Annotated in this window: 26 protein-coding genes; 9 read left to right on the forward strand and 17 right to left on the reverse strand. The window is 40.4% G+C overall.

Features of this window, described 5'->3' with window-relative positions; genetic code table 11:
• Positions 1-265: 265 nt before the first annotated feature.
• Positions 266-445, forward strand: a complete 180-nt coding sequence (locus tag N480_RS23740) for a hypothetical protein (RefSeq protein WP_063374916.1) — start codon at positions 266-268, stop codon at positions 443-445.
• A 50-nt stretch (positions 446-495) separates the two neighbouring features.
• On the forward strand, positions 496-2160 hold the full coding sequence (locus tag N480_RS23745) for a hypothetical protein (RefSeq protein WP_063374917.1): 1665 nt from the start codon (positions 496-498) through the stop codon (positions 2158-2160).
• Positions 2161-2273: 113 nt separating this feature from the next.
• On the opposite strand, the gene N480_RS23750 is transcribed toward N480_RS23745, so the two are convergent.
• Complete coding sequence (locus N480_RS23750) at positions 2274-2780, reverse strand: hypothetical protein (protein WP_063374918.1); 507 nt, start codon at positions 2778-2780, stop codon at positions 2274-2276.
• A 426-nt stretch (positions 2781-3206) separates the two neighbouring features.
• Here N480_RS23750 and N480_RS23755 point away from each other — a divergent pair, with 426 nt between their 5' ends.
• Entirely contained in the window at positions 3207-3428 is a 222-nt protein-coding gene (locus N480_RS23755) for a hypothetical protein (RefSeq protein WP_063374919.1), read from the forward strand.
• A gap of 614 nt (positions 3429-4042) precedes the next feature.
• Here the strand turns inward: N480_RS23755 and N480_RS23760 are convergent.
• Positions 4043-4870: a hypothetical protein gene (locus N480_RS23760; protein ID WP_063374920.1), complete on the reverse strand. Its 828-nt coding sequence runs from the start codon at positions 4868-4870 to the stop codon at positions 4043-4045.
• A 746-nt stretch (positions 4871-5616) separates the two neighbouring features.
• On the opposite strand from N480_RS23760, the gene N480_RS25540 reads away from it, so the two are divergent.
• Complete coding sequence (locus tag N480_RS25540) at positions 5617-5787, forward strand: hypothetical protein (protein ID WP_155732947.1); 171 nt, start codon at positions 5617-5619, stop codon at positions 5785-5787.
• A 349-nt stretch (positions 5788-6136) separates the two neighbouring features.
• On the opposite strand, the gene N480_RS23765 is transcribed toward N480_RS25540, so the two are convergent.
• Complete coding sequence (locus N480_RS23765; RefSeq protein ID WP_063374921.1) at positions 6137-8176, reverse strand: EAL domain-containing protein; 2040 nt, start codon at positions 8174-8176, stop codon at positions 6137-6139.
• A 159-nt stretch (positions 8177-8335) separates the two neighbouring features.
• On the opposite strand from N480_RS23765, the gene N480_RS23770 reads away from it, so the two are divergent.
• Positions 8336-9484, forward strand: coding sequence for a hypothetical protein (locus tag N480_RS23770; protein ID WP_063374922.1), 1149 nt, complete (start codon positions 8336-8338; stop codon positions 9482-9484).
• Between the two features lie 144 nt (positions 9485-9628).
• Here N480_RS23770 and N480_RS23775 read toward each other — a convergent pair whose 3' ends face one another.
• From N480_RS23775 to N480_RS23785, 3 genes are all read right to left on the reverse strand, one after another.
• On the reverse strand, positions 9629-10531 hold the full coding sequence (locus N480_RS23775; RefSeq protein ID WP_063374923.1) for a sterol desaturase family protein: 903 nt from the start codon (positions 10529-10531) through the stop codon (positions 9629-9631).
• 1 nt (position 10532) lies between these two features.
• Positions 10533-11135 (reverse strand): hypothetical protein, encoded by a 603-nt coding sequence (locus N480_RS23780; protein WP_063374924.1) that lies wholly within the window; start codon positions 11133-11135, stop codon positions 10533-10535.
• 89 nt (positions 11136-11224) lie between these two features.
• Positions 11225-11803: a TetR/AcrR family transcriptional regulator gene (locus N480_RS23785; protein WP_063374925.1), complete on the reverse strand. Its 579-nt coding sequence runs from the start codon at positions 11801-11803 to the stop codon at positions 11225-11227.
• Positions 11804-12336: 533 nt separating this feature from the next.
• Here N480_RS23785 and N480_RS23795 point away from each other — a divergent pair.
• Positions 12337-13380 (forward strand): fibrinogen-like YCDxxxxGGGW domain-containing protein, encoded by a 1044-nt coding sequence (locus N480_RS23795; protein ID WP_063374927.1) that lies wholly within the window; start codon positions 12337-12339, stop codon positions 13378-13380.
• 51 nt (positions 13381-13431) lie between these two features.
• On the opposite strand, the gene N480_RS23800 is transcribed toward N480_RS23795, so the two are convergent.
• On the reverse strand, positions 13432-14652 hold the full coding sequence (locus tag N480_RS23800) for a phosphatidylserine decarboxylase (RefSeq protein ID WP_063374928.1): 1221 nt from the start codon (positions 14650-14652) through the stop codon (positions 13432-13434).
• 207 nt (positions 14653-14859) lie between these two features.
• Positions 14860-15756, reverse strand: coding sequence for a TIGR01777 family oxidoreductase (locus N480_RS23805; protein ID WP_063374929.1), 897 nt, complete (start codon positions 15754-15756; stop codon positions 14860-14862).
• A gap of 147 nt (positions 15757-15903) precedes the next feature.
• Here N480_RS23805 and N480_RS23810 point away from each other — a divergent pair, with 147 nt between their 5' ends.
• Positions 15904-16935: an AI-2E family transporter gene (locus N480_RS23810; protein ID WP_063374930.1), complete on the forward strand. Its 1032-nt coding sequence runs from the start codon at positions 15904-15906 to the stop codon at positions 16933-16935.
• Here N480_RS23810 and N480_RS23815 read toward each other — a convergent pair.
• The 5 genes from N480_RS23815 to N480_RS23835 form a co-directional block, all read right to left on the reverse strand.
• Complete coding sequence (locus N480_RS23815; protein ID WP_063374931.1) at positions 16925-17338, reverse strand: hypothetical protein; 414 nt, start codon at positions 17336-17338, stop codon at positions 16925-16927. The two genes, N480_RS23810 and N480_RS23815, sit on opposite strands and share 11 nt — an antisense overlap.
• Positions 17322-18665 (reverse strand): ATP-binding protein, encoded by a 1344-nt coding sequence (locus N480_RS23820; protein ID WP_063374932.1) that lies wholly within the window; start codon positions 18663-18665, stop codon positions 17322-17324. The genes N480_RS23815 and N480_RS23820 overlap by 17 nt, the downstream gene beginning before the upstream one ends.
• Positions 18659-19333 carry a response regulator transcription factor gene (locus tag N480_RS23825; protein WP_063374933.1) on the reverse strand — a complete coding sequence of 225 codons (675 nt, stop codon included), beginning with the start codon at positions 19331-19333 and terminating at the stop codon, positions 18659-18661. Before N480_RS23825 ends, N480_RS23820 begins: the two co-directional genes overlap by 7 nt.
• A 2-nt stretch (positions 19334-19335) precedes the next feature.
• On the reverse strand, positions 19336-19587 hold the full coding sequence (locus N480_RS23830) for a PepSY domain-containing protein (RefSeq protein ID WP_063374934.1): 252 nt from the start codon (positions 19585-19587) through the stop codon (positions 19336-19338).
• Positions 19588-19667: 80 nt separating this feature from the next.
• Positions 19668-19967: a YciI family protein gene (locus tag N480_RS23835; protein WP_063374935.1), complete on the reverse strand. Its 300-nt coding sequence runs from the start codon at positions 19965-19967 to the stop codon at positions 19668-19670.
• 175 nt (positions 19968-20142) lie between these two features.
• Between N480_RS23835 and N480_RS23840 the strand changes: the two genes are divergently transcribed.
• Entirely contained in the window at positions 20143-21567 is a 1425-nt protein-coding gene (locus N480_RS23840; protein ID WP_063374936.1) for a sodium-dependent transporter, read from the forward strand.
• Between the two features lie 37 nt (positions 21568-21604).
• On the opposite strand, the gene N480_RS23845 is transcribed toward N480_RS23840, so the two are convergent.
• Both N480_RS23845 and N480_RS23850 read right to left on the reverse strand, forming a co-directional pair.
• Positions 21605-22249: a CPBP family intramembrane glutamic endopeptidase gene (locus N480_RS23845; RefSeq protein WP_063374937.1), complete on the reverse strand. Its 645-nt coding sequence runs from the start codon at positions 22247-22249 to the stop codon at positions 21605-21607.
• A 124-nt stretch (positions 22250-22373) separates the two neighbouring features.
• The gene (locus N480_RS23850; RefSeq protein ID WP_063374938.1) at positions 22374-22979 is read right to left on the reverse strand and encodes an inner membrane-spanning protein YciB; all 606 of its coding nucleotides are present in this window, start codon (positions 22977-22979) and stop codon (positions 22374-22376) included.
• A gap of 121 nt (positions 22980-23100) precedes the next feature.
• Between N480_RS23850 and N480_RS23855 the strand changes: the two genes are divergently transcribed.
• Positions 23101-23376 carry an HU family DNA-binding protein gene (locus N480_RS23855; protein ID WP_063374939.1) on the forward strand — a complete coding sequence of 92 codons (276 nt, stop codon included), beginning with the start codon at positions 23101-23103 and terminating at the stop codon, positions 23374-23376.
• A 7-nt stretch (positions 23377-23383) separates the two neighbouring features.
• Here the strand turns inward: N480_RS23855 and trpA are convergent, their stop codons facing one another.
• Positions 23384-24190: a tryptophan synthase subunit alpha gene (gene trpA, locus N480_RS23860; protein ID WP_063374940.1), complete on the reverse strand. Its 807-nt coding sequence runs from the start codon at positions 24188-24190 to the stop codon at positions 23384-23386.
• Complete coding sequence (gene trpB / locus N480_RS23865) at positions 24187-25371, reverse strand: tryptophan synthase subunit beta (protein WP_063358447.1); 1185 nt, start codon at positions 25369-25371, stop codon at positions 24187-24189. Before trpB ends, trpA begins: the two co-directional genes overlap by 4 nt.

Raw genomic sequence — 25371 nt, forward strand, 5'->3', positions numbered from 1 at the left:
TCTATTAAATTAAATGAGAAATCCAGATTATACTTCTTGTCAAGATTCGAACTCTATTTTTAACTGGTTATTTCTTTTTAATGCGAAGGATTTATAGCGCTTATCTTTTTAATTTATAAGCTCACTTTATTTTAGTTTTTCCTAAATGGAATTAAAGAATGGGCGAGGACTTTTAATAAGGATAAAAGGTATAAAGTATTTTTCTATAATTAAAAACAGTTAAAAACAGGTGCTTGTTATTTAAATTTTAAATATAGAGGTCAGCATGAACCAAAACCCACTTACTGTATCTACCAAGTCCGAAATTTCGTCGCATAAGGATACTAGTCGCTATGTTCAAAAAAGCACTGCAAAGCGTGATGCTATGGTGAATGAGAAAGTTAGCGACAGTTCTAATGGCACATTCAAACAATACCTAGCGCTCGCTGAGCTTCTAGAGGAATGAACCGAAATTAGAAATGGATTGATTAATCTAACTTTAATAGGAGCTCAATTATGGAAAAGGACACGTTTTATTTATCACTTAGAATAGGCAAAAGTGATGTATGGTGCAAAAAAAAACCAGAGGACTTTGTTTTTCAAGTTAAGTGGGTGTATCACGCCTTGAATGAATTAACTCAGGATAGGGCAAAGCCTGTTTTAGAAGAGGTTTTTAAATTCGATAATGCTGATATGAAAGTAATAGAAATAAATAAATTTAATGATGGGTTTAAATTTAGAATGAATAAAGCATGTAGTGAAGATGAATGGAGGAAATCGTTAGATAATGCAGAAAAAGTATTTTGGTGTAGATGGTGGCTAGCAAAAAATCATTATACCTGGGGGGCGTTGAATGTTATTCCCTTGTATAACCAACAATGCAAGGATGCTATGCAAGCATTGAGAACGATAATAGTACAAAGCTACCAAAGATATAATCATTGCGCTGAAATATCAGAAAAGCAAGTAAATAGCCTAACATTTCGTAAGTTTTTCCTTCATTATATATTATTATCTGCTCTAAAAATTATACTTGGTAAAGTGATCACTAAGGGGTTAGAAGATGTTACTCGTTTCATGATTCAAGAGCTTGATAAGGAAGGTGTTGACCCTAATAGTTTAGCTCAAGAGGCAGCAAAAAAATTAAAGGAGTTGTCGCCAGAAGATAAGAAAAATATTGCTGATAGTTTAGTAGACAAGGGTGCTGATAGTGCTAAAGAGCATGATTATAAAGGGACTGGGCTGTTTACTACTTTGATCAAAGAGTTACTGGATATCAAGATAGAAGTGGATAAAGCCGACCCTCTGAAAGTAATGTATAGACTTGAAACCGCTATTGGTAAGCTAGAAAGTAGACTATTAGAAAATAACCGTTCTATTATGGGTTTTTATGCAGCTGAAATATTGAAGCTATCTTTGAGTGATGAGTTTAAGAGCGTCAAGGTTCATGCTTTGGCTGATATTAATACTAAGTCTGAAATCTTAGAAAATGTGAAAAGCTCGGTTGATAACTATTCACAATTAAAACGCCTACCGTATGTTTCTCAGAGAGAATTGAAGCAGAATATCAAAGCCGCTATGGTAACAAACAGTAACGCACAAGCTTCTCTACAAAGGTGGTCAAAGTCTCTTGAGCATATGATAGTTTCATTGATGGGAATGAGCCAACTAGCTGGGTATTTAAAAAAGGAAGAAGTGGACAAAAAAGACATTAGCCAAAGCTTAAACCTAATAATAGATGGCGCAGAAGGTGTAAAAATTGCCTACAAAAAGATTTTAAGTAGCAATGTAGATAAAAGTACTAATAAAGCAGTACAAGGCGTCAATGTAAATTCCGCCGCAGAGGAAATGTTTAAAGTGATTGAAGCAAATAACACCTTTGCAAAATCTATACTGGACGAAGAGAAACCTAAATCTATACTGGACGAAAAGAAACCTAAATCGATAGACGAGCTCTTAACAGAATGGAAGTATACGATAGCCAGTGTTGGTTATATTCTCGTCAAGGGTGACGAGGTCACAGGTCGGGGGAAAATTTGGGAGAAGTTAAAACAAAATAAGCAAAAGTTGACGGAGACAGAAGACGATTACCTCCTTGCGATTACAGCATTACTTAATAAATTGGTATTTGATGGCAGCGGAGATGCACTAGGGTTACATCGTACAATGCAATTTGTTTAGATTGGAATCAAAGTTGTCAGCTGGACTATCTTTGACTGAACTGAGTTAGGATTAAAACCTTGGTTAACGATCAGGAACTGAGTTAACCAAGGCATACTGTGCGATAGTTTCAATTAAGCTTCGATCTCTGCTGTAGCTTGTTGCTGTGTCTCTTTGACTGGTTCTAACTGAATATTCAGAGCGCGAAAACCGCCAGCATTCCATACTGCAACATCTTTACCTAAGGCAGGCTCTCCTTTACAGCTCAGAGGTCTGCCTGTTTTGTCTTCCCAAATTGCGTTAGATTCGAAGTAGAAAGCTCTAGCCAACCAGAATTCACTGGTCACTAGCCAAGCATTTGGTGTTGCAGACAGCCAATAGCCTCTTGAAACCCCGCTTTCGACTTTCCAATATTCTCTGCGTTGGTCTTTGAGGATCGAAAACTGGTCGCCCGTTGCTTCAATTGTTGCGTAATGGTTATATTCGGAATTGTCGTTAAATTTGACATAACCAATGTGCTTATTGTTTTCATCAAAGACACTGATTTTAAACTTATCACCTTGTTCCAGTTGGTCCAAATGGCTAAGCTTGAATGAGGTAGGTGAATCACCAGGTACTAGCAATTGTGTATTTTTGTCCATTGGAATTGTCCTTTTAGTTAATTTTACATTGAATTCAGGGTTCAAGAATCAAGTATGTAAACCTCTTCCCTACTCCCTAATTTGTGTTGCTATCTGTCATTGTGATCAAATAACAAATCGTTACATCAATAGATTTATCCAAATATGGAATGAGAGCTATTACACTTTATTACACGCAAGACAAGTGAAGTTGTGTTCAGGCTTACCAGAACTATTGAGCCCCAGATGGTTTTTAGACAAAAATACATTAGCTTAGTAAATTGAAGAGACCCCATTATTTGCACTGTGTCTAAACTTTCTTATCTTAGATTCGTTCTATAGTTGTTTAGAAAAAATGCACGATGCTTAATTCTAAAAACACTCGTTCTATGGTGAAGGAGAAATAGATTTCATTAAATTTAACATGTCATTAGTGAGGTGGTGATAATGCTAGATACCAACAATTTTTATTTTCAAAGTTATGAGCAGTGGCGGCACGCTATTACTGTGAAATGTAATATCAATCTGACCCCTGAGTATGCTCGCGCTCGGATTGCGTCATTACGTGACGAAAACGAGCGCCACACTAAGGAGTTTGCAGCTAAGTATGGTGATGCTTACTTGCAGCAGGTCATTGACTGGTTCACGCGCGCTGAGCAAGAAAGCTAAAGTTTTAGTTTAACAGGCTCCGATGACTGTAGCCTTGGCCAGTATTGATGCAAAAAACTGTGCTAGCTAAGATGTGATCAGTATTGCTAAATCCTTAAGCCTAGTCCCTATACATGTTTTAGGCTTAGCTGTAATGCCTAAGCTTGCCAGCATTCTCAGGTCGTCAGCCAAGCATATTGTGTTAGACGACCTATGCTTTAGAAAGGCATGTGCAACTTACCTATATTTTTTGTATTCACCTGCCCCAAGGTAGGGAGATTTGTGACATCTTGTTCATTTAGGCTGTCCTTTAAGGTTAAGGTAATAAAAGGTTTTAACTAAGCGATAAATCTTATGGTCTATAGTGCCTATAACCACACGTTGCAATAATGTTTTTAATAGATGCTCGCAAATTAAGGTTTCTATATTATATAAAACTGTGGGTTTTTTCAGTTAATAATATTAAGGTGTTGCGAGGTTGGTTTTTATGAAGGTTAAGTGGTTTGCCTTGGTTTAATGTTTTTAATATTAAATAAATTTATATTAAGGTTTTTTAAAAAAGCTCTGTCTTTTATATATGACAGAGCTTTTGGATTGCGGAAATGATATTTTTTATTTATACCAAAATAGGATTTTTATAATTCGAGACAGCCTTCACATGGGGGAACACTGGGGCCTTTAACCCAAGTACTTCCCATATCTAGGGTTTGATGATAGTTGCCATCATGCACAGTGACTTTTATATCGTAAATGCCACCACCCGCGTGGGCAGGGATTGGCAGTGTGTAGTGACCTGATGTACGTGTTGTCGTAAATGTCTTTGAACTACGAGTGTTGTAACCGTCGCTGCGAGCGGTAATTGTTAGTTTGACTGGGGTTTTGGAGTCTTTAGCTGCTTTTGAATATTTATCTACAGAGTAGTTAACCTTAGCGGTGATCAACCCCCCTGATGCAGTTAAGCCACGGTCTGATACCGTTGGTTTGTTTTGAACCCATACCCCCTCTGCGGAGCATAAATCACCGCGTGTGATCCAGACTAGACCGTAACCATGTGTCTTATTAAAAGACATATAGTGGTATGAATTTGCATCTAAATTAGATTTGTCCCGCCCCGTATAGCCTTTCTCCGAATTATGGAAGTTGACATAAGCGTACCTATCAAATAAATTCCCTTTTGCTCTAAAGCTTGAGCCTCGCAAAACGTGTTTTGGGGTTTCAACTCGCAAATAGTCGAAGCTGTCCAATAGGTCAGACATGTTTTCTAAAAATTCTACCCATGCTACAGGGTTGTAAGGATTGCCGAATACTTCTAGTCCGCTTTTCACAGCCCCCTGCACTTGATGAGCCTCTAAATCATATGGAGCGTGACGACCATATTCACAATTAGCTGGTAAGCTATTTGATGCCGCGAGTGCCGAATTACTGACAAGAAGTGTAGTCAAAGCAAGCATTGTTTTCTTCATTTTATTATTTCCTTATTTAATTTTTGTTTTATATAACTTGTTTTTATTTTTAGTTGCCAAGTTATGTTTTTAAATTATTTGTGTTTTTTTGTTTTATCAATGGTTGTGGTTGGTGTTTATAAATTGATTTATAATTTTCTTTGGTTTTTAGTTTGTTTTTTGCAATTCTAGTTTGGGCTTTGTTTTTTCTTGTTTTTTCTTGTTTTTCTATTTTGATTTGGGTTGATGTTCTGTGGCTTTTCTTTTATTTATGGTTTATATTCCCTGATTTGGGAAATGCTGTTTTATTTGTGGGAACGAAATTGCGCTTTTAATTTTGTATTTTCTTTTGTTTAACAAATTTTAGTCAGTATTTTGTTTTCTTGATTTTTAAATTAATAAATTTAATTATAAATTTTATGTTGGCTGTTATTTTTATATTAAAGCATGGATGAGTGCTAACTCTCCCAGGTAGCTAAAAAGATAAATCTACAACTCTCATCCGCCTAATTGGTGCAACGGTAATAGTCTGTAATAAACCTCTTCACTGCTTTGAGCTGCATTGTGTTTTAACTTCACATAGCTTATTAAGGAAGAAAAATGAAAGTGCAAAGCTTGGTAATTATATGGCTGGCAATTTGGTGCCATTCATCACTGGCGTAGCCTTTACCACATACGTCAATAGAATACATAGTGCCTTCCATACCTAGTAGTGCGGTGAACACTCAAGCTTTTCAATTTTATACTCTGCTCGGTACAGGGAATGGATGGAAGTTCGTGCTTATCAGAATCGAAGGTTGACAGTGCATATTCTGAGCGTGTTAAACGCTTACGAAGACAGAAGTCTACATGGGTTTCAAGCTAAAGATATCCCTAGTATGACGTTATCTTCTTCACAAATTTACGATGTGTTTATGAATGGCAATGGTAACGATTGATATGAGTGTGCTGGAGGTTATGTGGTGACAGGCATGTACTTTTACGATGAAGGAAACAAAATTGTCGAACGGTTTTAATGTACGAGGAGAAACTTACACTCAGGATTTTTATTACCAAGATACAGGTGATGATCACGTTCGCGTTATGAAGTGCAGTTATTTTTATTGATTCTATTCGCCGATAGTACGAAAGAATATTGCGCTTTAGTCTTGCGGCTGTGCACCTTTAAGAATTTGTGTACTATGAGACTCAACATAGTGTGCTTTCACAATCACCATGGATAAAAATGCCTAAATCAGCCAGCTTAGAATCTGACGGTGATTGTTCACAGCTCTCACATGTACTATTTTAGGAAAGTGAGCCCTTGGCATTGAAGTCCTTTACATATCTAAGGACTTTATCTTTGGGCAGCGCTTTTTGGTAATACCATCCTTGTACTGTTTCTACTTGTAGAGCGCGAACAAACTTTAGTTGTTTTTCTGTCTCAACGCCTTCAGCAACTAACTGTTTGTTCATCTTGTGTAGCAGTGCCACTACATAAGTATAGAAATCTTCGCCAGCTTGGGTTTGAGCCTTGTCCAGCATGGACTTATCTAGTTTTATAATGTCTATGGGTAAATCAGCCAACATGGATAAACTGGAGTAACCCGTGCCAAAGTCATCGATTACGGTTTTAATATTGTTGTTTTTTAACTTCTCGATATTACTGATAACGGTAAGTTTGTCTTTGAGGTAAGCAGACTCGACCACTTCAATTTTTAGTTGATTAGGAAAGAGCTTAAAGTTTTCACACATGTGGGTGATAAGAATATTGTCGCACAGCACTTTGGGGTTTACATTGATGCTGATAATGGGCCTGTAGCTTCTTTTAGCAAAGTAATTCAGATCTCTTTGCACTTGTTCTATTACCCATGTATCAATGATATCTGTCCTATCATGTTTTATTAAGGTGTCTAGGAAGTGAGGGCCTGTAATCGTGCTGTCGGGTTTTTGCAATCTCAATAAAGCCTCAAAGCCACGAATTTCATTTGTCTTCTGGCATATTTGTGGCTGATAAAAGAGCAGTAGTTTACCACTACTGATCTCTAACAATGCATGTTGTAACGCTTTGTTGGATTTTTCGATATCCTGTCTATGAGATAAAAAGTCTTTTTCGCTAGATTGCCTTAGTTGCTCTGCAATGTTTAATGAATCGCTGAGTTTACTGACCGCATTGATAAACTGAAACTGCTCACTTTGCTTTTTCAAAAAAGGGTAATAGATAAGTGCGTTTAGCAATATTAAGCAACATTGCAATATAACACCTGAAAAGCCATTCGATACTTGATAACCACTAAAAAGCGTAGGGAGCATCCAGCTTATATGTACATCAGACACAGCAACCCAGTCTGCGCTAATAACGATGTATGAAATAATAAAATTCACCATAGGAGCAAGCAAAAAAGGAAGTAGCATGACGGGGTTCAAAAATATTGGTAACGCAAATAGGATGATTTCGCAAAAATTGAAGACAGTGAATGGCAAGGACAACTTGACGATGTTTTGTTCATGGCTACCGCGCTTTAAGAAAAATGCCGCAATTATAAGCCCCGCGAAACAGCCTGTGCCGCCCATCAAAACGAATGTATCATAAAAAGTTTTAGCTGGTAGATCAGCCAATATTGGTTGAGTTAAATACTGCACATCAAACAGCATGTTATAGGTGTTGTCTCCATGGATACCGACAAACCATAAAGCATGAATGGCAACCATTCTCTGAAAAGTTAATTGAGCGATGGATAGCTCATCAGGATTTGGTGTCAGTAATACGGCGATTTCATTGCCAATTAAGTTGAGTAGGGGCATGAATGCATAAAAGCTGAAAAAAGCGATAAAGAAGGGCAGGATAATGAGCAATTTTTCACTTAGAAATCGGCTAACTTGGTGAAAGTAACTAGCGAGATTGGGCTGTATCTTTACCAAAAAAATTAATAGTAAGCTGCTGATACTCGGGATAATAAGCGCGTACGGTGTGGCTCCACTGGGGTTTAATGAAAAAGCGCCTTGGTCGATAACGATGTATTGACCATGCACTGAAAAACATAGCAAGGCTAACATTGCGCCAACAATGCCGCTCAGGCCATAATTTTTACAAATAAAAAAACCGATTGAGATCGCCACAATCACTGGGAAGAGCGCCAATATTAAAGAGGCCGCATTGAATACATTTTCGTACAGGGGGTGCTTTACGGTGATGATATTAAAAGCGAGTGCGCTATTTAAAATAAAAATCGCCAATGCACTGCAAACAAAATAAGGTATTAAGGCGATGAATGCTTCTCTCAACGAGAGCAAAAACTTGCTGTTTAGAATGGCTTTTAATACTGACTTTAAGCGAAGATACGACAATCAATTAGCTCTTTAATTCTTGTAACGCTAAGTATAATCGCCTCCGGTAATTCTGCACGATACTTTACTTTATTTAGCCGAAAATCACAGAAGTACAGATGAGTAGAGTCACATCGGGTTCGCTAACTTACTTGTTTATATCGTGGCTGGAGTGACAATATGAGCGACAATAATGAATCTACTTTGCAGAAAAGCCAATCCATTTCATTGATTCAGAAAGTCAAACAGAACGTTCGCAGTATCTTACTTGGCATCGCTGGGGTTCTTTCTGCTGCTGTGATCCCCGTGTGGCAAATTTATTTTGTTGAGACTCCTGAAGTTGTAATCGAAATAGCATCTATTAACCGCAATGACTCTTCTCGTTTCAGGGTACCACTTGATACTGACGAGCTAGCGTTATTGGAACCGTACGTCCCTGAAGAATTACTATATGAATATAATAAATTAGGGCAACAAGGAGACAAAATTGATTACCCAGAGTTTACACTAAAGACCGTATTTAGTGCCTACGAAAAGGCCAAGCAAGATCTAAAAAATATGGCCGTGACGAAGGCGAATTTGCAAAAAAGTATTGAGAGAATTGAAGCGTACTTGGACCCAAATAATCATCAATATCCATTGATTGAATTTAGAGTCAGTGAACTTAAAGAGTGGGATTTGAGTAATTACATCGATGATTCTGAAGCCCGTTATTTTGAAGAACAGGTATTGGCAATTACACGAAATTATTCTCAAATGGTTTTTGACCAAAATGAAGACCCAGAAATTAATATCGCCGCACTTAAGTTCTTACTAAATGATGTGAAAGAGGACATTCACGATGTTATCTTAGAATCGAGCATCAGACATGAGCGCCTGCGTGATGATATACGAAACATTGAAACACAACTTCAAAAGCTCAAGTCTCAACAACTGGAGTTGTACACTTACTTTGAAGTAGAAATTGTCGCTTCGAATGCGGGTCGAGCAAGTACATCATTAAGGCCTCTAGCGCTCATGCGTGTACAGATAAGCCGAAATAACTACGTAGATATCCGTCTACAGCTTCTAGATTATACCGAGCAAGCTGAGCTTTCACCGTCGTCGACAAATATTTTGCGCTATCGCTCAAGTGAATTGAATACCTTTCCTCATGAAGACCAAGGCCTTATCAATACATTTTGGGGGAGCACCGGACGGGTTCGACTCTACGCCATGGATACGAAGCACAATGTGTTCGTGTCCAATCAAACCGCTTTTGTAGATAATCGCAATCAAAAGTTGATTGTTGATAAATTAAAGGATGTCGCAGCAGATTACATGCAATAAGAATGGACACTTATTGTGAGTACCTATTTTAGGGCTATTAATCAGTGCTTGCTGATGATTACAATTTAAATAGTGCCAGTAAGTTTATTAGTCAATAAAAGCCAGAACCAATCGAGACGATACTGGCTTGTTGGTGATAATGGCCTAACCAGATTTGGTGTTTTTCTTCTGTTGAGTTTGTTGCCAAGCCCATATTGGCGGCTTGTAAAGCAGCCTAAATTTATCTGACCAATTAGAAATCATGCCAATTTGTTGTGCTAACTTTACGTAGCCACTAAAGAAAACCTTTATTGGGTTAACACTGTTTAATTGTGGGTAGACACCATACTTAACTTTTTCGTCTTCTTTGGCAAAGGTGCCGAAAAGCCTGTCCCAAATGATAAAAATGCCCGCGTAGTTTTTATCTAGGTACTGGGTATTTCTCGCATGATGCACTCTATGATGTGATGGTGTGTTAAAAATCGCTTCGATTGGTCGAGGTAGCTTTTTAACAGTCTCGGTATGTAAAAGTGTTTGGTAAACCTGCACTATCACTTCGGCTAGCAGAATAATAAATGGATGAAACCCTAACAGCGCTAATGGTAAGTAAAAAAACAGAGGGAAGAGCCAGTCTAATGGGCCGTGGCGATACGCGACTGAAATATTAAAATGCGGTGAGCTATGGTGCACCGTATGTGTTGCCCACGCAAAGCCATTTTTGTGTAAAAAGCGATGCTCCCAATAATAGGCAAGATCTGCCAAAATTATGCAACACCCGATTGTCCAAAGCGTCGGTGGAAGTTCAACTAACTTAAAGTTGTCGTAGACAAAAAAGAAGACGGCGATGTAGGCAAGTGCGACGAAACTTACCAACAGCATAAACAACCCCAGAGTCACAAAGTTTGTGATGCTATCACCTAATAGGTTTTTAGTGATCTGTTTTTTAAAGGCATATCTTAGTAACTCGATAAAAAACAGGGCAAGTGCAATGACAAAGAACCAATCATCGATAAAAGCTTCGAGCCACCAGATATCATCTACAGAAAAGGGCATGATAAGAATGTCCATGTTACAGCTCCTTATACTTCACTAATACTTCAGTTGCGAGCACTTCGCTGTTTTCTGATAAGTAATGGATCTCGATTACGCGCTCTAGGTTGCGTCGATAATCTATCTCTTGCCAAGCGCTCGAGAGTTGTGAAGGGGTATATTTTTTCTTTTCCAATAAGCTGTCATATGTCGCGGAAGCAATTGTTGTAGCGGTCTTGGCCTGTGACAAGTCAGTGCTAGAGTATCCAACCGTGATTGTGGCGCTGTCATAGTTGGCCGAAAAATCCCGATAATAGACGTAGATGGCAGAAGGGTTTCGAAGCAACTTTTGATTAAGGCGTTTATTGTTGCTTAACTCGCGCCAAAGTTGTTCCACTTGGGCAGTAGCTAGCGTAGCTGTATTGCCTTCAATCATAAGCGTTTCTAATTGCTTAGTATCATTTTGATTGGTTTTACTCTGTGGCTTAGCCCTGACTTTGTCAGTGGTTGATTTCGGTTGCTCGCTGGCTTTTGCGGGCGTAGTAACACTGATAGCGCGTGCAGGAGTTGGCTGCAACAAAGCAACTCCCCAAACTGTAAATACAATGGCGCTAGATAATAATATTGAGCCTGCTAGTTTCATATCTTGTCCTAAATATGGCAATGATTTAATTCTAGCTTAAATTTTGCTCTTTAAATTGTCAAATTGAAAATTTACTTTTTAAGTTGATTTTACTCTAAGGTGGTGCATAAAAGTTTGGTGCTAGATTTAAGTTTATGTACTTGGTCCACGAATGTGAGTGGCAGAAATGACTCAGATAATAAGTAGTTAGCATAAATGCCATGGGCTACAAGCTCAATTCTCTCATCGCAAGCTTCGGTATATTGGGATTTTAAAATAGTACTCACGTTCTCAATAAACTCTGACATTATTTGCTCTTGGTCAGCTTTAATTGAGGGGAGTCGTTTAGCTTCAGAGAAAATAGCTTCGCCAACAATTGTGGCATTGACTTGTTCCTTTGAACCTACTGTAAATAGTGCGTCTATCATAGATTCGGCTTTACTTTTGCTTGGTAACCAAGGAAGTAACTGCTGCCATTGCTGAGTGTATTTGGCTCTAAGCCTGCTGCTCAGGGCGCAAATAATATCGTCTCGGTTACCAATGTAATGACGTAAAATGGTGCGTTTGACACCTGCTGTTTCGGCAATATTTTCGAGTGAAGTGGCTTGGATACCATACTTTAAGATACACGCTTCAAGTGCATCTAAGATCTCTTCTTGACGCTGAGCGGCCATACTAGGTCTAGGCATGATTATTACCTTTTTCGTGATTTTGCATACTATAACAACCTGCGTTTTAATTGTCATGTTGACAATTAACCGCCGTTAAGAGTATAGTTTAAATTGTCAGATTGACAATAAATCTAAGTTAAAAGAATCTTGGAGTTGAGTGGAAGCTGCGCTGGCGCCATCACTTCATATTTTTAACAGCGAGATTTTCGATAAATGTTGGAGGTAATATGTTGTTCGGTTTTCCTTGGAGTTATTGGTTAGGCTTTGCACTGGTGCTTTGGTTGTTATTTGATTTGTTCAGGGGTGAAGCATATCTGTGGCATCCGTATAGTCGAAAGGCACAGCCTGGAATGTACTGGCTTACTATGTTGGTTTGGTCTTTGATTGCGGCGTCTTGTTTTATTTACCCCTATTGGTCATTTTCCTATTAAATAAATGTATAGCTGATGTTCTGAAAAATGTGTTTGTACCTTATTAAGAAATTTATTCCATAATTGTGTACTGTTCACAGCTATGAAGATTTATTTGTACCTGATTAATAGAGCATATTTATGAATAACACAGTTAAATTTAGTTTAATCTCTGTCGCATTAACATCGAGCCTGGGTTTATTAAACCAAGCGTTTGCCCAAACAGGCACTGAGCAGCAGCCTCAAGTGGTAACTGATACAGATTGGCAAGAATCAGCGACAAGTGTTACTACTCTCAAGCAGGTAGGCGTGGGTACATCTACCCCAAGCGATGCGTTACATGTCATCGGAAATGCGATTGCCGACGATCCCTTGCAACCATCCCACTTGGTCACTAAGCGCTATTTAGATGCACAAATTCAAAATATTACGTCTCAATCAGCAGCTCAACAGCAGCAAATTAAATCATTGCAAGATCGCGTGGCTGAATTAGAAGGTCAGTACCAAATGATACGCAATGACTACACTCAGATGATTGCGCGTTTGGATGAGATTGAAGATACGCTTTCGCCGACAGGCCGCAATTGTTTAGATATAAAAACACAGTTGCCGGTTGCCGCTACCGGCTTTTATCTTATTGACCCTGACGGTGAAAACATGGGGGTAAGTGCTTTTAAAGTCTGGTGTGATATGGATTATCAAGGCGGCGGTTGGACGCTTTTTGCCAACCACAAAGACAATATCGTGAATATTCAGGAAGGTGAGGTCATTTCACCAGCTGATTTCTCAGTAATGAAAGCGCAAAGATGGCAGGCACTGAGGCAAACTGTCACTGGCGGCATGATGTTTAAAGATGAGCATGGCCGCATTACGCAGGTGTATCAGGCTAAAATGAACAATGCAAATTGCCGTAATATTTATACAGATGATAATTTAGCTGCATTGTCCACTTGGGGAGAATATGGTTTGATATGGCACCATGAAGATACTAACTGCGATGTATCGTGGGACTTTGCCGGGGTCATACTTGGTGATAAAGACTCTACGCGCGTTGAGTCGTACACCTACCAAGGTGCATCAGTCATTCAAGCACCTAACTCTAAAACGCGCTTTGATGTTTGGCCTTATGGCAATGATGAAAGCTCGCGACATCAACAAAATGAGCTACTTTACTTCGTTAAGTAAAAAATGTGATGGTATCTCAAAGTGCTTAATTACGCACTTTGAGATAAAACGCTACTTTTGATGACCTAGCGATTGTCTAACTTTCATTAATCTTGGCTTATCCGGCCCTTTAACCGATTTGTCGGCAACTTTAAACTCAAGGCGTTTGCCCGGTTCAAACGCGAGTACAATTGAAGAGCCTCCGTAGCCAAAATGACCCATGTATTGACCTTTCTCGACTTTTTCACCTGTACTAATTGCATTGGTAATGCTACCGACACCCCAAAAGCCGATCGCTATCATGGCTACTAAGCCTAGGCTTTCAGTTTTGATAACCCAAACATAACGTTGATGTTTGCCGAGTTTTTGATACCAGCCTGCCTTATCACTGGTCGCTGGCGCTAAAGGTCCGTAAGGATTACTGGGGTCAAAGTCATCAAAGTCATAATTATAAGATCCCGCATACAGCCCTTGCTCAATAACCTCGCCAGTAACAGGAGCATGAAAGTGATGGTAGTCAGTAAACCAGAGTAGGGCGTCAAGCAATGGTCCGCCAATAAATACTCTGCCATAGCCTGGGATTGCCTCAATTAAGTTAAATTCATCGCCCGATTTGTTAGGTAGCAAATAGCGAGTTTGTTGGTTGGACTTTTTGCCTTCATGTGCCAAATAAAAAATCCCACCGTCACATGGGGCGACAACAATGCTGTCTGATTCTGGACGCTCGTCGGGTTTTAGGTTGCGCAAAAAGAATTGATTAAATGATTCAAATCCGCCTGATGGGCTATTAGGCTTTGGCCTGTCGTATTCGTTGATATCAAAAGGGTGCGCTTTGGTACCTGTATAATGCATCCATTCTTGCAATGTGGCAGTGGAGTCGGTGCTGTTTATCCAAATGCCATGGCAATCTAAAAAGGTTTTAAACCAATTCCTAAAGCTAGAGTCGTTCGCAAGCTGCAGGCCTGTTTCTGTATTGACCAAATAATCCCAGTACTCAATATACTCACCTGGGTTACTGGGTGCAGGCGTGTATGTCAGCCATTGAGTGAAAAATTGGCTAAGTGTATAACTAGGTTGCTGATAAAGGTAAGGCAACCAGTAATTGGCAATTTCTTGTCTGCGAGCAATGGTTGTCTCAACACATAGCTCAGACAGAGCACCTAGGTATAAGTATTTATAGTTTGGGTTTTGCTCAAAAATAACTGCTAGCTGGTTTATATGTGCCTCGCAAGCGCTTGCATGATCAGACCAATTGCATGGAGTGGGAAGGGGGATTGGCGTAATTTGTGACATGTTAATGCATCCTTATATAAGTCAAATTTAATAGCCCACGGTCACTACAAAAACACTTTGAATGGCGCTGAAATTGTTTTAAGAATGGTGGTTATAGGTCAGTGTAGTAGAAAATATAGCGGTGAAATATTGTTTAATGGCAAATATAAACTGACTCAAAAAGTGCTTTAGGGATACACTTTTTGAATCGCGGGATATAGGTAATTCTCAGTGCATTATTTGCTTCAGTGCCTCTTCTAAAGAGGTATATCGAAATCGATAATTGGCATCCAGTGCTTTTTGCGGTATGACTTTTTGGCCGTAAATAAGCAGGTCTGACATTTCACCAAAAGCCCATTTCAAAAAACTCTCAGGCAACCAAAAAAAGGCAGGCCGATTAAGCACGTTAGCTAAGCAGTATGAGAACTCTTTGTTGGAAACGGGGTTAGGTGCTGTCGCATTGAAGGCGCCTTCTAATTCAGTGTGCTTAATCAAAAATAGGATCAGTTGGATCATGTCATCAATGTGGATCCAAGACATCATTTGTTCTCCCGAACCCATCGGGCCGCCCATTCCCCAAGAGAAAGCTGGTAACATTTTTTTTAGTGCGCCGCCATGGCGAGATAACACAACACCTGTACGTAAAAGGCAAACTCGAGTTTGTTCACTTTTAGCGGCTAAAGCGGCATCCTCCCAGTCTCTACAAAGCTGGTGGCTGAATTCATCGAAAGGTTTGTTGAAGCTTTCATCTACCGTAATATCTGCTGACTGCCTGCCATAAACGCCTATGGCACTGCCTGAAATGAATGTGTGTGGCGGATTTTGAACTGCATTTATGTGGCGTGAAATTTGTTCTGTCAGCCCAACACGGCTAGAGATAATCGCCTCTTTTTGTTTATCACTCCAGCGTTTGTCGGCAATAGGCTCACCCGCGAGATTAATTATGATGTCCATTTCATTAAAATCGACCTCGCTAAGCTGCGAAACAAAATGTCCATTTTGAGGCAAAACCTGCCGCGCTCTAACTTCGCTTCTGGTTAAGATGGTTAGGTTGTGTTTGTTGACTAAAAACTTACAAAGTTCTTGGCCAATAAGTCCTGTAGCTCCAGTGATCAGTATATTCATTCCACGCCCGAATAGTGATTGGTTTACATATGTTTTTAGTTTTACCCTAGTGTTTTGAAAACATTTTCCATTACAATAGTAGCAGATACATATAAAAATTATGTGTGATCATTCCTTCAACGTTGCGACCTCGCATAAGGATCAAAAGTGTCATCATTAACAGGAATAAACAAAAGCTTAGTCGTTTTAGCTTCCTTATTCATTGTATTGGCAGGGATAAAACTTGCAAACGATATATTGGTACCGTTTATTTTGGCTGCCTTTATCGCGATTATTTGTAATCCGTTATTAAAGTTTTTTGCCAGCTACCGTATTCCAAAAGGGGCGGCGATACTGATTATTATCGCCTTTGTTGGACTACTGGGCATGAGCTTAGCTGGCTTAGTTGGCCAGTCTTTAAATGATTTCTCTCAACAATTACCGAGCTATAGAGAGGCACTGCAAGATAAGTTCATTTGGTTGGTAAACATTGCAGCAAACTACAATATTTTAATTGATAAACAGCAGCTCATATCTCTTTTCGATCCCGGAAAAATGATTGATGTCGCCACGAACATGTTAGCTGGTTTTGGTGGTGTAATGGCAAACATCTTTTTGATTTTATTGACCGTGGTATTTATGTTGTTCGAAGCGCCCATGCTAAGCAAAAAAGTACATCTGGCACTCGATGATCCGCAAATGAAAATGCAGCAAATAGACCGTTTCTTAAACTCTATCAACAGCTATCTAGCCATTAAAACATTAGTTTCTTTAGCGACGGGCGCATTGGCAAGTTTAATACTGTGGATTTTAGATGTGGACTATTTTGTCCTTTGGGGTGTATTGGCATTCTTACTGAATTATATTCCAAATATTGGTTCTATCATTGCGGCGGTACCGCCCGTACTCCTTGCATTAGTGACGCATGGACCGGTTGTAAGCGGCCTTGTTGCGGTAGGATATTTATCAATTAATACTGTCATGGGCAACATTGTTGAGCCTAAATATATGGGAAAGGGCTTAGGATTATCGACGTTAGTGGTGTTCGTCTCGTTAATATTTTGGGGATGGTTATTGGGTACCGTTGGTATGCTGTTATCCGTGCCTCTAACAATGGTAGTTAAAATTGGTCTCGAAAACAGTGAAGATGGCCGCTGGCTAGCGACCATGTTAGGCAGTTTCGAAGAGTCTAAAAGTTAGCCTTTAGCTCTTTAGTATGGTGCTGTAAAAAAGCTATTTTACAGCGCTTGTACACCTTTGCGGCGCTGGTAGAATTTGGCAGTTCTTTCAAATAACGCCATTTACACGAGTCTTCCATGTAGCGGCTTTGACTCAATAAGCTGCGCTTAATGATGGGCATTAACTGTGTGTTGCCAGTGTCTTTTTCTAGCTCCTCAGTGTCCATTATAAGCTTATTAATCCACGCCTGTCGGTCACGCTCAAGCAGTTCAATATTACCATCCAAACACATCAGATAACGCTTGGCTTTTTGAGGGTGATCCGAGTCAAGATGCGTGCAATCTACCAGAGTACTGGTGCGAGCACTTGCATCTATACTGAGTGCCGCGACGGTAATTAAAACTAGATTAGTGATTTTGCTCATAACCAAATTCTATTGTAAATTGCGCCCCACCAAGTTCACTGTAATCAATGATGATATTGCCATGATAAGACGCTACCAAGTCTGAAACGATAGCCATTCCTACACCATGCCCAGCTTCATATGTATCCAGACGCGTTCCACGTTGCAGTAGCTCGTGACGCTTGTCTTCAGGTATACCTGGACCATCATCACCTATAACAAAGATAGTGCCGTTGCTTGGAGTTGTTTTTACTTGTATATCAATTTTATGTGCGCATGCTTTACATGCATTATCGATGATATTACCCAATATTTCCATTAAATCGGTTTTATCGCCAAGGAAAGCGGCATCATCAGCACAAAAGGCTGAAAATTGAATCGCTTTATCATGATAGACCTTACTCATCGCGTTGAGAATCGAGTCTAAAACAGGCTTAACCTTAGTTTGCTTCTTCCAAGTATCAGATGCGCCTGTCGCGGCGCGCTTCAGCTGATGCTCAATCATAGCATTGATACGGTCAAGTTGTTCTTGCGCTTCAGCATCATTGGCCAAAGAGCTAGATTTTAAAACAGCGAGGGGAGTTTTGAGCGCATGTGCGAGATCACTGAGTGACGCCCTATAGCGCTCTTTTTGGCGACGTTGAGAGTCAAGCAATAGGTTCAAATCAGCTTTAATTGTATTGAGCTCAACGGGGTAAAGGCCAGAAATCTTGTCGCGTTCACCAGCCTCAACTTCTTTTATCTCTTTATCAAGGCGTTGTAGTGGTCTCGCATTCCATACAAAACCAAATGCCATTAAAGCAGCGATCACAACGCCCATAATGAGCATCCAATTAACCAACGTATTTCTAAACTCAGACATTAAAGCGACCAAGGCTGAGTTCTTTTTTAGCAAAATAAATTTGGCTTGCTGGGATTGCTCTGCATTACCGAGTATGACAGTCAGGCTGAGCTGCCAAAATTCTTCCCCACTGTATTCGACTTTCTTAAACTCAGAGGCACCAGCTTGTGTCTGAGATACATCGGGCGTGACGGTTAAGCTAACAGCAGACTCAGAATACCAAACCAAAGTGTTTTGCTGGTATACAAGCGCATACGTATCGGAGTTTAATCTATTTAGCTCAGGCGCAAGAATGGTTCTGGGCATCGAAATACCATCAGATACAAATTCAACTTCTGAGATCAGAGAGTAAAGGTGTGCTTCTAGCGTTTTTTCGGTAGCATCAATCAGCGTCGCGTGATAGGCGCGTCCGATTGAAAAGAACAACGCGGGAAGGGCTATAATTAAAACAAAGACAAGGATAAATCCTTGCCTTATTTTAAGCGAGATCTGTGCGCTACTTACCACTGGGTTTTAAACCTGTAGCCTCTACCACGCAGGGTTTCAACTGGGTTTAAAGTACCATCCGGGTCAAGTTTTTTCCTCAAACGAAGTACAAACACTTCAATCACGTTTGAATCTAGGTCAAAGTCCTGATCATAAATGTGCTCGGTGAGTTCAGATTTAGAGATCACCTTGTGAGGGTTGACCATTAAGTATTCAAGCACTTTGTACTCGTAGGCGGTAAGAGAGAGCTCTCTGTCGCCTACAAAAACTTGCTGAGAGCGCGTATGCAATGTGATAGGACCAATGGTTATTTCTGGGTTAGCTTGCCCAGCACTGCGCCTTATCAAGGCGTTACAGCGTGCTATAAGTTCCTCAACATGGAATGGCTTGGTGAGGTAGTCATCTGCACCCGCATCAAGCCCTTCAACCTTTTCTTGCCAGCGATCGCGCGCTGTTAAAATCAAAATTGGAATTTTGATATCTTGTGCTCTAGCGCGTCTAATTAACTCAATCCCATCAATCTTTGGTAGACCTAAATCGACTACCGCTAAATCTAAAGGGTATTCAGTTAAGTGAAAAAGGCCATTTTCTCCATCGTGACAAAGGTCTACGCTATATTTCTCTTTTTCTAAAACGTTACGTAAGTTTTCAGCTAATTGAACGTCATCTTCTATTACTAAAATTCGCATTGTCAATCCTTCTTCACTTCACCCGTTACTTTGTGAACTTTAACATCAATGATTCTGCCGTCGCTTTGAAGAATTCGTACCACATAGAAATCACCTTCAAGGGAGATTTTTAAGGTCTTTCCTGGCTGTTTGGTCGTTGCTAATTGTACGGCTTCTTTTTTGCTAATGGTGTCTTGAGTATCTTTTGCTTGTACAGGGCAAACAGCCATGGCACAGGCTAAAAACATAACAACAAGACAGTTTGGCAACTGCATTCTAAGCTCCACAGTAGGGTTGCTTAACATCTTGATCAGGAGGTTAAGATTTACTGTCTTAACCACTGCTGAACTTTACGTTAAGGTAAAACTTTCTTATATGGTTTGACTACGCTGTGAGCGTATACACCAGCTTCAATATAAGGGTCTGCATTTGCCCAAGCTTGAGCTAACTCTAATGAATCAAACTCAGCAATTACGAGAGAGCCGGTAAAGCCGGCTTCACCTGGGTTTTCGTCATCAATCGCAGGGAGTGGGCCTGCCACAAATAGCCTTCCCTCGTCCTTAAGCGCATTTAAACGTGCCAAATGAGCAGGGCGAGCGCCTAAACGTTTCTCTAGTGAATTTTCCACATCCGTTGAGTAAATCATGTAAAGCATAATAGTAAGAAATAATGCGTAATTAATTTTGTGTTTCGTATCATAGACTGGATTGTCCCCAAATGTAAATGAATAGGCGTTATCTTAAGAGAATCTTGTTTGGGACTTGAAATCCGCAGGCCTTGGCTGTTACAGTCCTTCGACTATCGTGAAAAATAATAATAAGGTTGTTTTAATGAGTGCAAACCGCGAGCAATTCAGCTCCCGATTGGGTTTCATTTTAGCAGCGGCTGGCTCCGCTGTGGGGATCGGAAACTTGGTCGGTTTCCCTGTATCTGCTGCCAAAAATGGCGGTGGAGCGTTTCTGATTATTTATGCACTGTTTGTTGCGTTCATCTGTTTGCCAGTCATGATCGCCGAAATGGCACTTGGTCGCAAGGCTCAAAAAGACCCGTATGGCGCATATCACTCGCTTACTGGGGGAGACAAGAAGTGGTCCTTTGCCGGTGCACTTGCTGTTTTAACGCCATTTATGATTGCTGTCTTTTATATGGTGATTACCGTTTGGATTTTTGGCTACTTAATTCAGACCCTTATTGGTAACCTTGATCAACTTGCAAACCCTGATAATTTCGGCACGTTTATTAATGAATACACTGTATTTGCCTATATGGCAGGGGTGGCATTGCTGGTGAATTTAATTTTAGTCGGTGGTGTGAAAGAAGGCATCGAAAAGGCCGCTAAATTGATGATGCCGGCCTTGTTTGTGCTGCTTATTGGCTTGGTTGCATATGTGTTGACATTAGATAATGCGATGGACGGTGTGCGTTATTATATTGTGCCAGACTTTTCTAAAATGGATGCCAGTGTATTAAACGGTGCGCTATCACAAGCGTTTTTCTCGTTATCGTTAGGTATGGGTATCTTAATCACCTACGCGTCTTACATCTCTAAAAAAGAAGACATCGTTGGTAGTTCCAAAATGGTTGCAGTGACGGACTCATTAGTGGCGTTTATTGCAGGCCTTATGGTCATTCCAGCTATCTTCAGCTTTAATCCTGACGTCAATCCAGAAGAATTATCTGACTCTTCGGTCTCAATGATCTTTGTCTATCTGCCACAATTATTGCTGACAATGCAAGCGGATATTGGTTACTTGGGTGCATCAATAGTTGCCGGTATATTCTTTTTGTTAGTGTTTTTTGCTGCGATTACGTCTTTGGTGTCAATTGTTGAAGTACCCACTGCCAGCTTAATGGAAGCAAAAGGTTACAGCCGTAAAAAGTCGTTAACTGTGTTAGCTGTAACAACGGGTATTTTGACTGTGTTATGTACAATGTCATTTGGCATGGTAGATAGTTTAACTCAGTTTACCCAGTATGGTGGCGTAAATAAGAGCTTCTTTGACATTGTATCTGACGTTTTTTATGACACGATTTTACCATTTAACGGTTTATTACTGTGCCTGTTTGTAACGTATCGTTGGCGCAAAGCGAACTTGTCAGAAGAGCTTGCGCATGGCAATGAAAGCTACAAAGGCAGTTTTATGGAAAAATATGTTAACTTCTCACTGTCGACATTTATTCCTGTAATTTTGCTGCTGATATTTGTAAATACGGTAGCAACCAAATACTTTGCAGTTAGCTTATTTGGTTTTTAAGTAAAGCGTATGATATGTGGGGTGAGTGCCCCACATATCATGTAAATGTAATGCCTGCATCTAAGTATTTCCCTGCTCCTATCGTAAATAACCACAACCCCCACAAACTATGTTCCAGCACACACACAGCTAAAGAGCGACTGTGCGCATAGGTATAAGAAAATAGCAGTCCACCAAAGAAAGACATGATAATGGCCATCCAGTTGTCATACACACAATGAGCGAGTGCAAAAACACTGGCACTGAGTAATATCCTCACAGTTTTACTCGGTAAGATACGCTTGTAACGGTGGAAAAAGTAACTTCTAAATATAAGCTCTTGAGGCAAGACGGATAAAACTGGGTAAGCGATAAGTAAAACTAACCAATCAGTGGTGGAATTGATGGGTAAATCAAACCATGTTTCTTGGCTAATTAATCCGTACAGCATGCCAGAAAACAATGCACCGATAAAAAAGATAGAAAACAATCGTTTTTTAATGGCAGAGAATTGCCCCAAGCTAGTCAATCTGAAACGTTTAAAGTGCGGATCAGAAAGCAGTAAATAAGTACACACTGTCATAATAATGATCAGAGCGGGGAATAGCCAATTGGCCAGTTCATGGCGAAAAAAGTAGGCAATAAATGGAAGCAGAAAAAAGACTGAGAATAGCTCAAACCAACGAAACTGATGTGCGTTCAAAGAAGTGACCCCAAGTGTTGCTGTATCAATAAAATATAGCAAGTGTCGGGAGGATTTCGCGTAATCTAGAAAAAGATTACGCAATGGATAAGGTATACAAAAACTAAAATAGATTGGATGCTAACTAGTCGTCTTCAGGCAGGTATTTCGAGACTTTCATGATGGTTATGAGGATAGCCACAAAGGTAATGGCCATCAGCCCGAATACTTTAAAATTAACCCAGAAATTCAAAGAAAAGTTATAAGCGACGTATAAGTTGAGCAGTGCAATAAAGAAAAACAGTGCAGACCAAGCAAGATTCAGCCTTTCAAAAAGTGCTTCAGGAATCTCTAATTTCGCAGCTGGGTTATCAGACTGTGCTTCTTGTTTATTGGTTTTTTGCTCTTGTAGCATCGCACTATTCAACACGCTTAACAGTGCCTTTTTGGCAAGATTCTTCTTAAAAATATAGTGAGACACCAACAAACTGGCCCCGAGTATCGCGTAGATGATGGTTGCTTTCCACATGATGAATTGCTCATCTTGGAATAGGATTGTCATTCCCCCGAGTAATAAAGCGATTGCGAAAAACACCCAATGTCGCTGCGATACTTTGCCGTCGGTGAAGTATTGGTAAATCATTTGAATGACTGACGCCACAATTAATACCCCAGTGGCCCAAAATATATCCATAAATTTGTAAACTGCAAAAAACAGGATTAGGGGAAAATACTCTAGTATAAAAGTCATTCACTTCCTCGATGATTAAGCCTTTATTGCGTTGTATCAAGATATTGTCACAAGTTCAAGATTGACTTTTGAAGGCGAAGCTTCTAGCCTCCGCACAATTTAAAAATAAATTGAGAACTCTATGAATAAGAGCGAACTAGTATCCGCAATGTCCGCAAACAGTGAACTGACCAAAAAGGACTCAAAAGCAGCGCTAGATAGCATTCTGAATGCAGTTTCAAAGCGTTTATCCGAAGGTGACCCTGTATCTTTGGCTGGGTTCGGCACATTGTCTCTGAGCTATCATCCAGCTAAGCCTGGTCGCAACCCGAGAACGGGAGAAGAAATCATGATTGAAGGGCAAAATAAAGTGTTGTTTAAAGCGGCTAAAGCGCTCAAAGACGCTTTAGCCAAGTAATATAAAATTATTTTTGTGTTGCAGCTTTCATGGTTGCAACAAACTCACGTAATCGCTCGCACATGAGCGCAGGCTCAGTTAAGTTTTCTTCAATAATTTTCACGACCGCAGAACCAGAGATTGCACCGGCTGCGCCCGAATCGATAGCAGCTTTCACATGCTCTGGCGCTGAAATACCAAAGCCCAACAATGCTGGGGCGGCATTATACTCCACTAACTTATTGATCATGGTATCCGCTGGCATTTCTGCTTTTGTCTCAGTGCCTGTTACACCTGAGCGAGAAAGTAGGTAGGTATACCCTCGACCATAGCTTGCACACTGACGCAATGTGTCGTCGCTGGCATTAGGCGTTGCGATGAAAATAGGCTCAATTTCAGCCTGTTGTGCAGCTTGCCTGAACATCTTAGACTCATGCAGTGGTACATCTGCTACAAGGATAGAATCAACACCCGCATCTTTGGCTTGCTGGTAGAAGTTTTCAATACCTTGCGCAAAAATAAGGTTTGAGTATAGCAACAAGCCGATTGGAATATCTGCATTGTATTCGCGGATTTGGCGAATAATATCAAAGCAGTCTTGGGTGTTAATTTTGCTCTCAAGTGCGCGAATATTAGCCGCTTGAATAACGGGACCATCCGCAATTGGGTCTGAAAATGGAATACCCAGCTCAAGTGCGTCTGCACCGCCATCAATCAGGCTCTTTACGATATCCAGGCTGATTTCTTTCGTTGGATCCCCTAAGGTTACAAACGGTACAAAAGCGCCTTGTCTGGCATCGTTTAGACGTGTAAATAGGTTGCTATATCGGCTCATAGTTCACCTCGCTCATTCAATACGTTGTGTACATGGGCAAGATCTTTGTCACCACGGCCACTTAAGTTAACGACAATAATGGTTTCTTCAGTTTGCTGTTCAGCATATTTAAGTGCATAAGCAAGGGCATGGCTTGATTCAAGCGCCGGAATAATACCTTCATTTTTTGCCAGAGCCTGGAATGCATCTAGCGCTTCAGTGTCCGTAATGCCGACGTACTGAGCACGACCAGTTTGATGTAGGTAGGCATGTTGCGGGCCTACCGCAGGGTAATCAAGACCCGCAGAGACTGAGTACGACTCTTCGATTTGACCATCATTGTCTTGCATGATGTAGGTATACGCACCATGAAGGATACCTTGGCTACCTTTACAAAGTGCAGCGCCATGCTCTTCAGTATCAAGGCCTTTACCCGCAGGCTCAATACCGACAAGTTTGACATCTTTTTCATCGATGAAATCAGCAAACATGCCAATCGCATTTGAGCCACCGCCTACACACGCCATAACAACGTCTGGTAAACGGCCTTCAGCGTCAAGAACCTGCTGTTTAGCTTCTTCACCAATCATGCGTTGGAAATCTCTAACCAAAGTTGGGAATGGATGAGGACCAGCCGCTGTGCCAAGCAGGTAGTGTGCGGTTTTGTAGTTTGCAGACCAATCACGCATTGCTTCATTCACGGCATCCTTTAGTGTGCCTGAACCTGCTGTTACTGGGATAACTTCTGCACCCATTAAGCGCATTCTAAAAACGTTAGGCTGCTGGCGTTCGACGTCTTTTGCACCCATGTATACGCGACACTTTAAGCCTAATAATGCACACGCCAATGCGGTCGCAACACCATGTTGCCCTGCACCAGTCTCGGCAATAACTTCTTTTTTACCCATGCGTTTAGTCAGTAGGGCTTGACCTAATACTTGGTTTGTTTTGTGCGCACCACCGTGAAGCAAGTCTTCACGTTTAAGGTAAAGTTTTACCTTAGGGTTTTTGATTAGATTGCGAGACAGCGTTAAAGGAGTAGGGCGACCTGCATACTCGTTTAGCAGTGCATAAAACTCTTCTTTAAAGCTTTCGTCTTGCTGTGCTTTGTTGAACTCTTGCTCAAGTTGTTTAAGCGCTGGTACTAGTAACTCAGGGACGTACATGCCGCCAAAGTCACCAAAATATCCTGTATTAGTCAT

Origin of the sequence: Pseudoalteromonas luteoviolacea S2607, assembly GCF_001625575.1 — a bacterium.
Lineage (GTDB): Bacteria > Pseudomonadota > Gammaproteobacteria > Enterobacterales > Alteromonadaceae > Pseudoalteromonas > Pseudoalteromonas luteoviolacea_E.

Excerpts from the sequence above, each read along its gene's own strand:
- N480_RS23740 (WP_063374916.1), top strand. The coding sequence starts at position 266 with ATGAACCAAAACCCACTTACTGTATCTACCAAGTCCGAAATTTCGTCG.
- N480_RS23745 (WP_063374917.1), top strand. The coding sequence starts at position 496 with ATGGAAAAGGACACGTTTTATTTATCACTTAGAATAGGCAAAAGTGAT.
- N480_RS23750 (WP_063374918.1), bottom strand. The coding sequence starts at position 2,780 with ATGGACAAAAATACACAATTGCTAGTACCTGGTGATTCACCTACCTCA.
- N480_RS23755 (WP_063374919.1), top strand. The coding sequence starts at position 3,207 with ATGCTAGATACCAACAATTTTTATTTTCAAAGTTATGAGCAGTGGCGG.
- N480_RS23760 (WP_063374920.1), bottom strand. The coding sequence starts at position 4,870 with ATGAAGAAAACAATGCTTGCTTTGACTACACTTCTTGTCAGTAATTCG.
- N480_RS25540 (WP_155732947.1), top strand. The coding sequence starts at position 5,617 with ATGGAAGTTCGTGCTTATCAGAATCGAAGGTTGACAGTGCATATTCTG.
- N480_RS23770 (WP_063374922.1), top strand. The coding sequence starts at position 8,336 with ATGAGCGACAATAATGAATCTACTTTGCAGAAAAGCCAATCCATTTCA.
- N480_RS23775 (WP_063374923.1), bottom strand. The coding sequence starts at position 10,531 with ATGGACATTCTTATCATGCCCTTTTCTGTAGATGATATCTGGTGGCTC.
- N480_RS23780 (WP_063374924.1), bottom strand. The coding sequence starts at position 11,135 with ATGAAACTAGCAGGCTCAATATTATTATCTAGCGCCATTGTATTTACA.
- N480_RS23785 (WP_063374925.1), bottom strand. The coding sequence starts at position 11,803 with ATGCCTAGACCTAGTATGGCCGCTCAGCGTCAAGAAGAGATCTTAGAT.
- N480_RS23795 (WP_063374927.1), top strand. The coding sequence starts at position 12,337 with ATGAATAACACAGTTAAATTTAGTTTAATCTCTGTCGCATTAACATCG.
- N480_RS23800 (WP_063374928.1), bottom strand. The coding sequence starts at position 14,652 with ATGTCACAAATTACGCCAATCCCCCTTCCCACTCCATGCAATTGGTCT.
- N480_RS23805 (WP_063374929.1), bottom strand. The coding sequence starts at position 15,756 with ATGAATATACTGATCACTGGAGCTACAGGACTTATTGGCCAAGAACTT.
- N480_RS23815 (WP_063374931.1), bottom strand. The coding sequence starts at position 17,338 with ATGAGCAAAATCACTAATCTAGTTTTAATTACCGTCGCGGCACTCAGT.
- N480_RS23825 (WP_063374933.1), bottom strand. The coding sequence starts at position 19,333 with ATGCGAATTTTAGTAATAGAAGATGACGTTCAATTAGCTGAAAACTTA.
- N480_RS23830 (WP_063374934.1), bottom strand. The coding sequence starts at position 19,587 with ATGCAGTTGCCAAACTGTCTTGTTGTTATGTTTTTAGCCTGTGCCATG.
- N480_RS23835 (WP_063374935.1), bottom strand. The coding sequence starts at position 19,967 with ATGCTTTACATGATTTACTCAACGGATGTGGAAAATTCACTAGAGAAA.
- N480_RS23840 (WP_063374936.1), top strand. The coding sequence starts at position 20,143 with ATGAGTGCAAACCGCGAGCAATTCAGCTCCCGATTGGGTTTCATTTTA.
- N480_RS23850 (WP_063374938.1), bottom strand. The coding sequence starts at position 22,979 with ATGACTTTTATACTAGAGTATTTTCCCCTAATCCTGTTTTTTGCAGTT.
- N480_RS23855 (WP_063374939.1), top strand. The coding sequence starts at position 23,101 with ATGAATAAGAGCGAACTAGTATCCGCAATGTCCGCAAACAGTGAACTG.
- trpA (WP_063374940.1), bottom strand. The coding sequence starts at position 24,190 with ATGAGCCGATATAGCAACCTATTTACACGTCTAAACGATGCCAGACAA.
- trpB (WP_063358447.1), bottom strand. The coding sequence starts at position 25,371 with ATGACTAATACAGGATATTTTGGTGACTTTGGCGGCATGTACGTCCCT.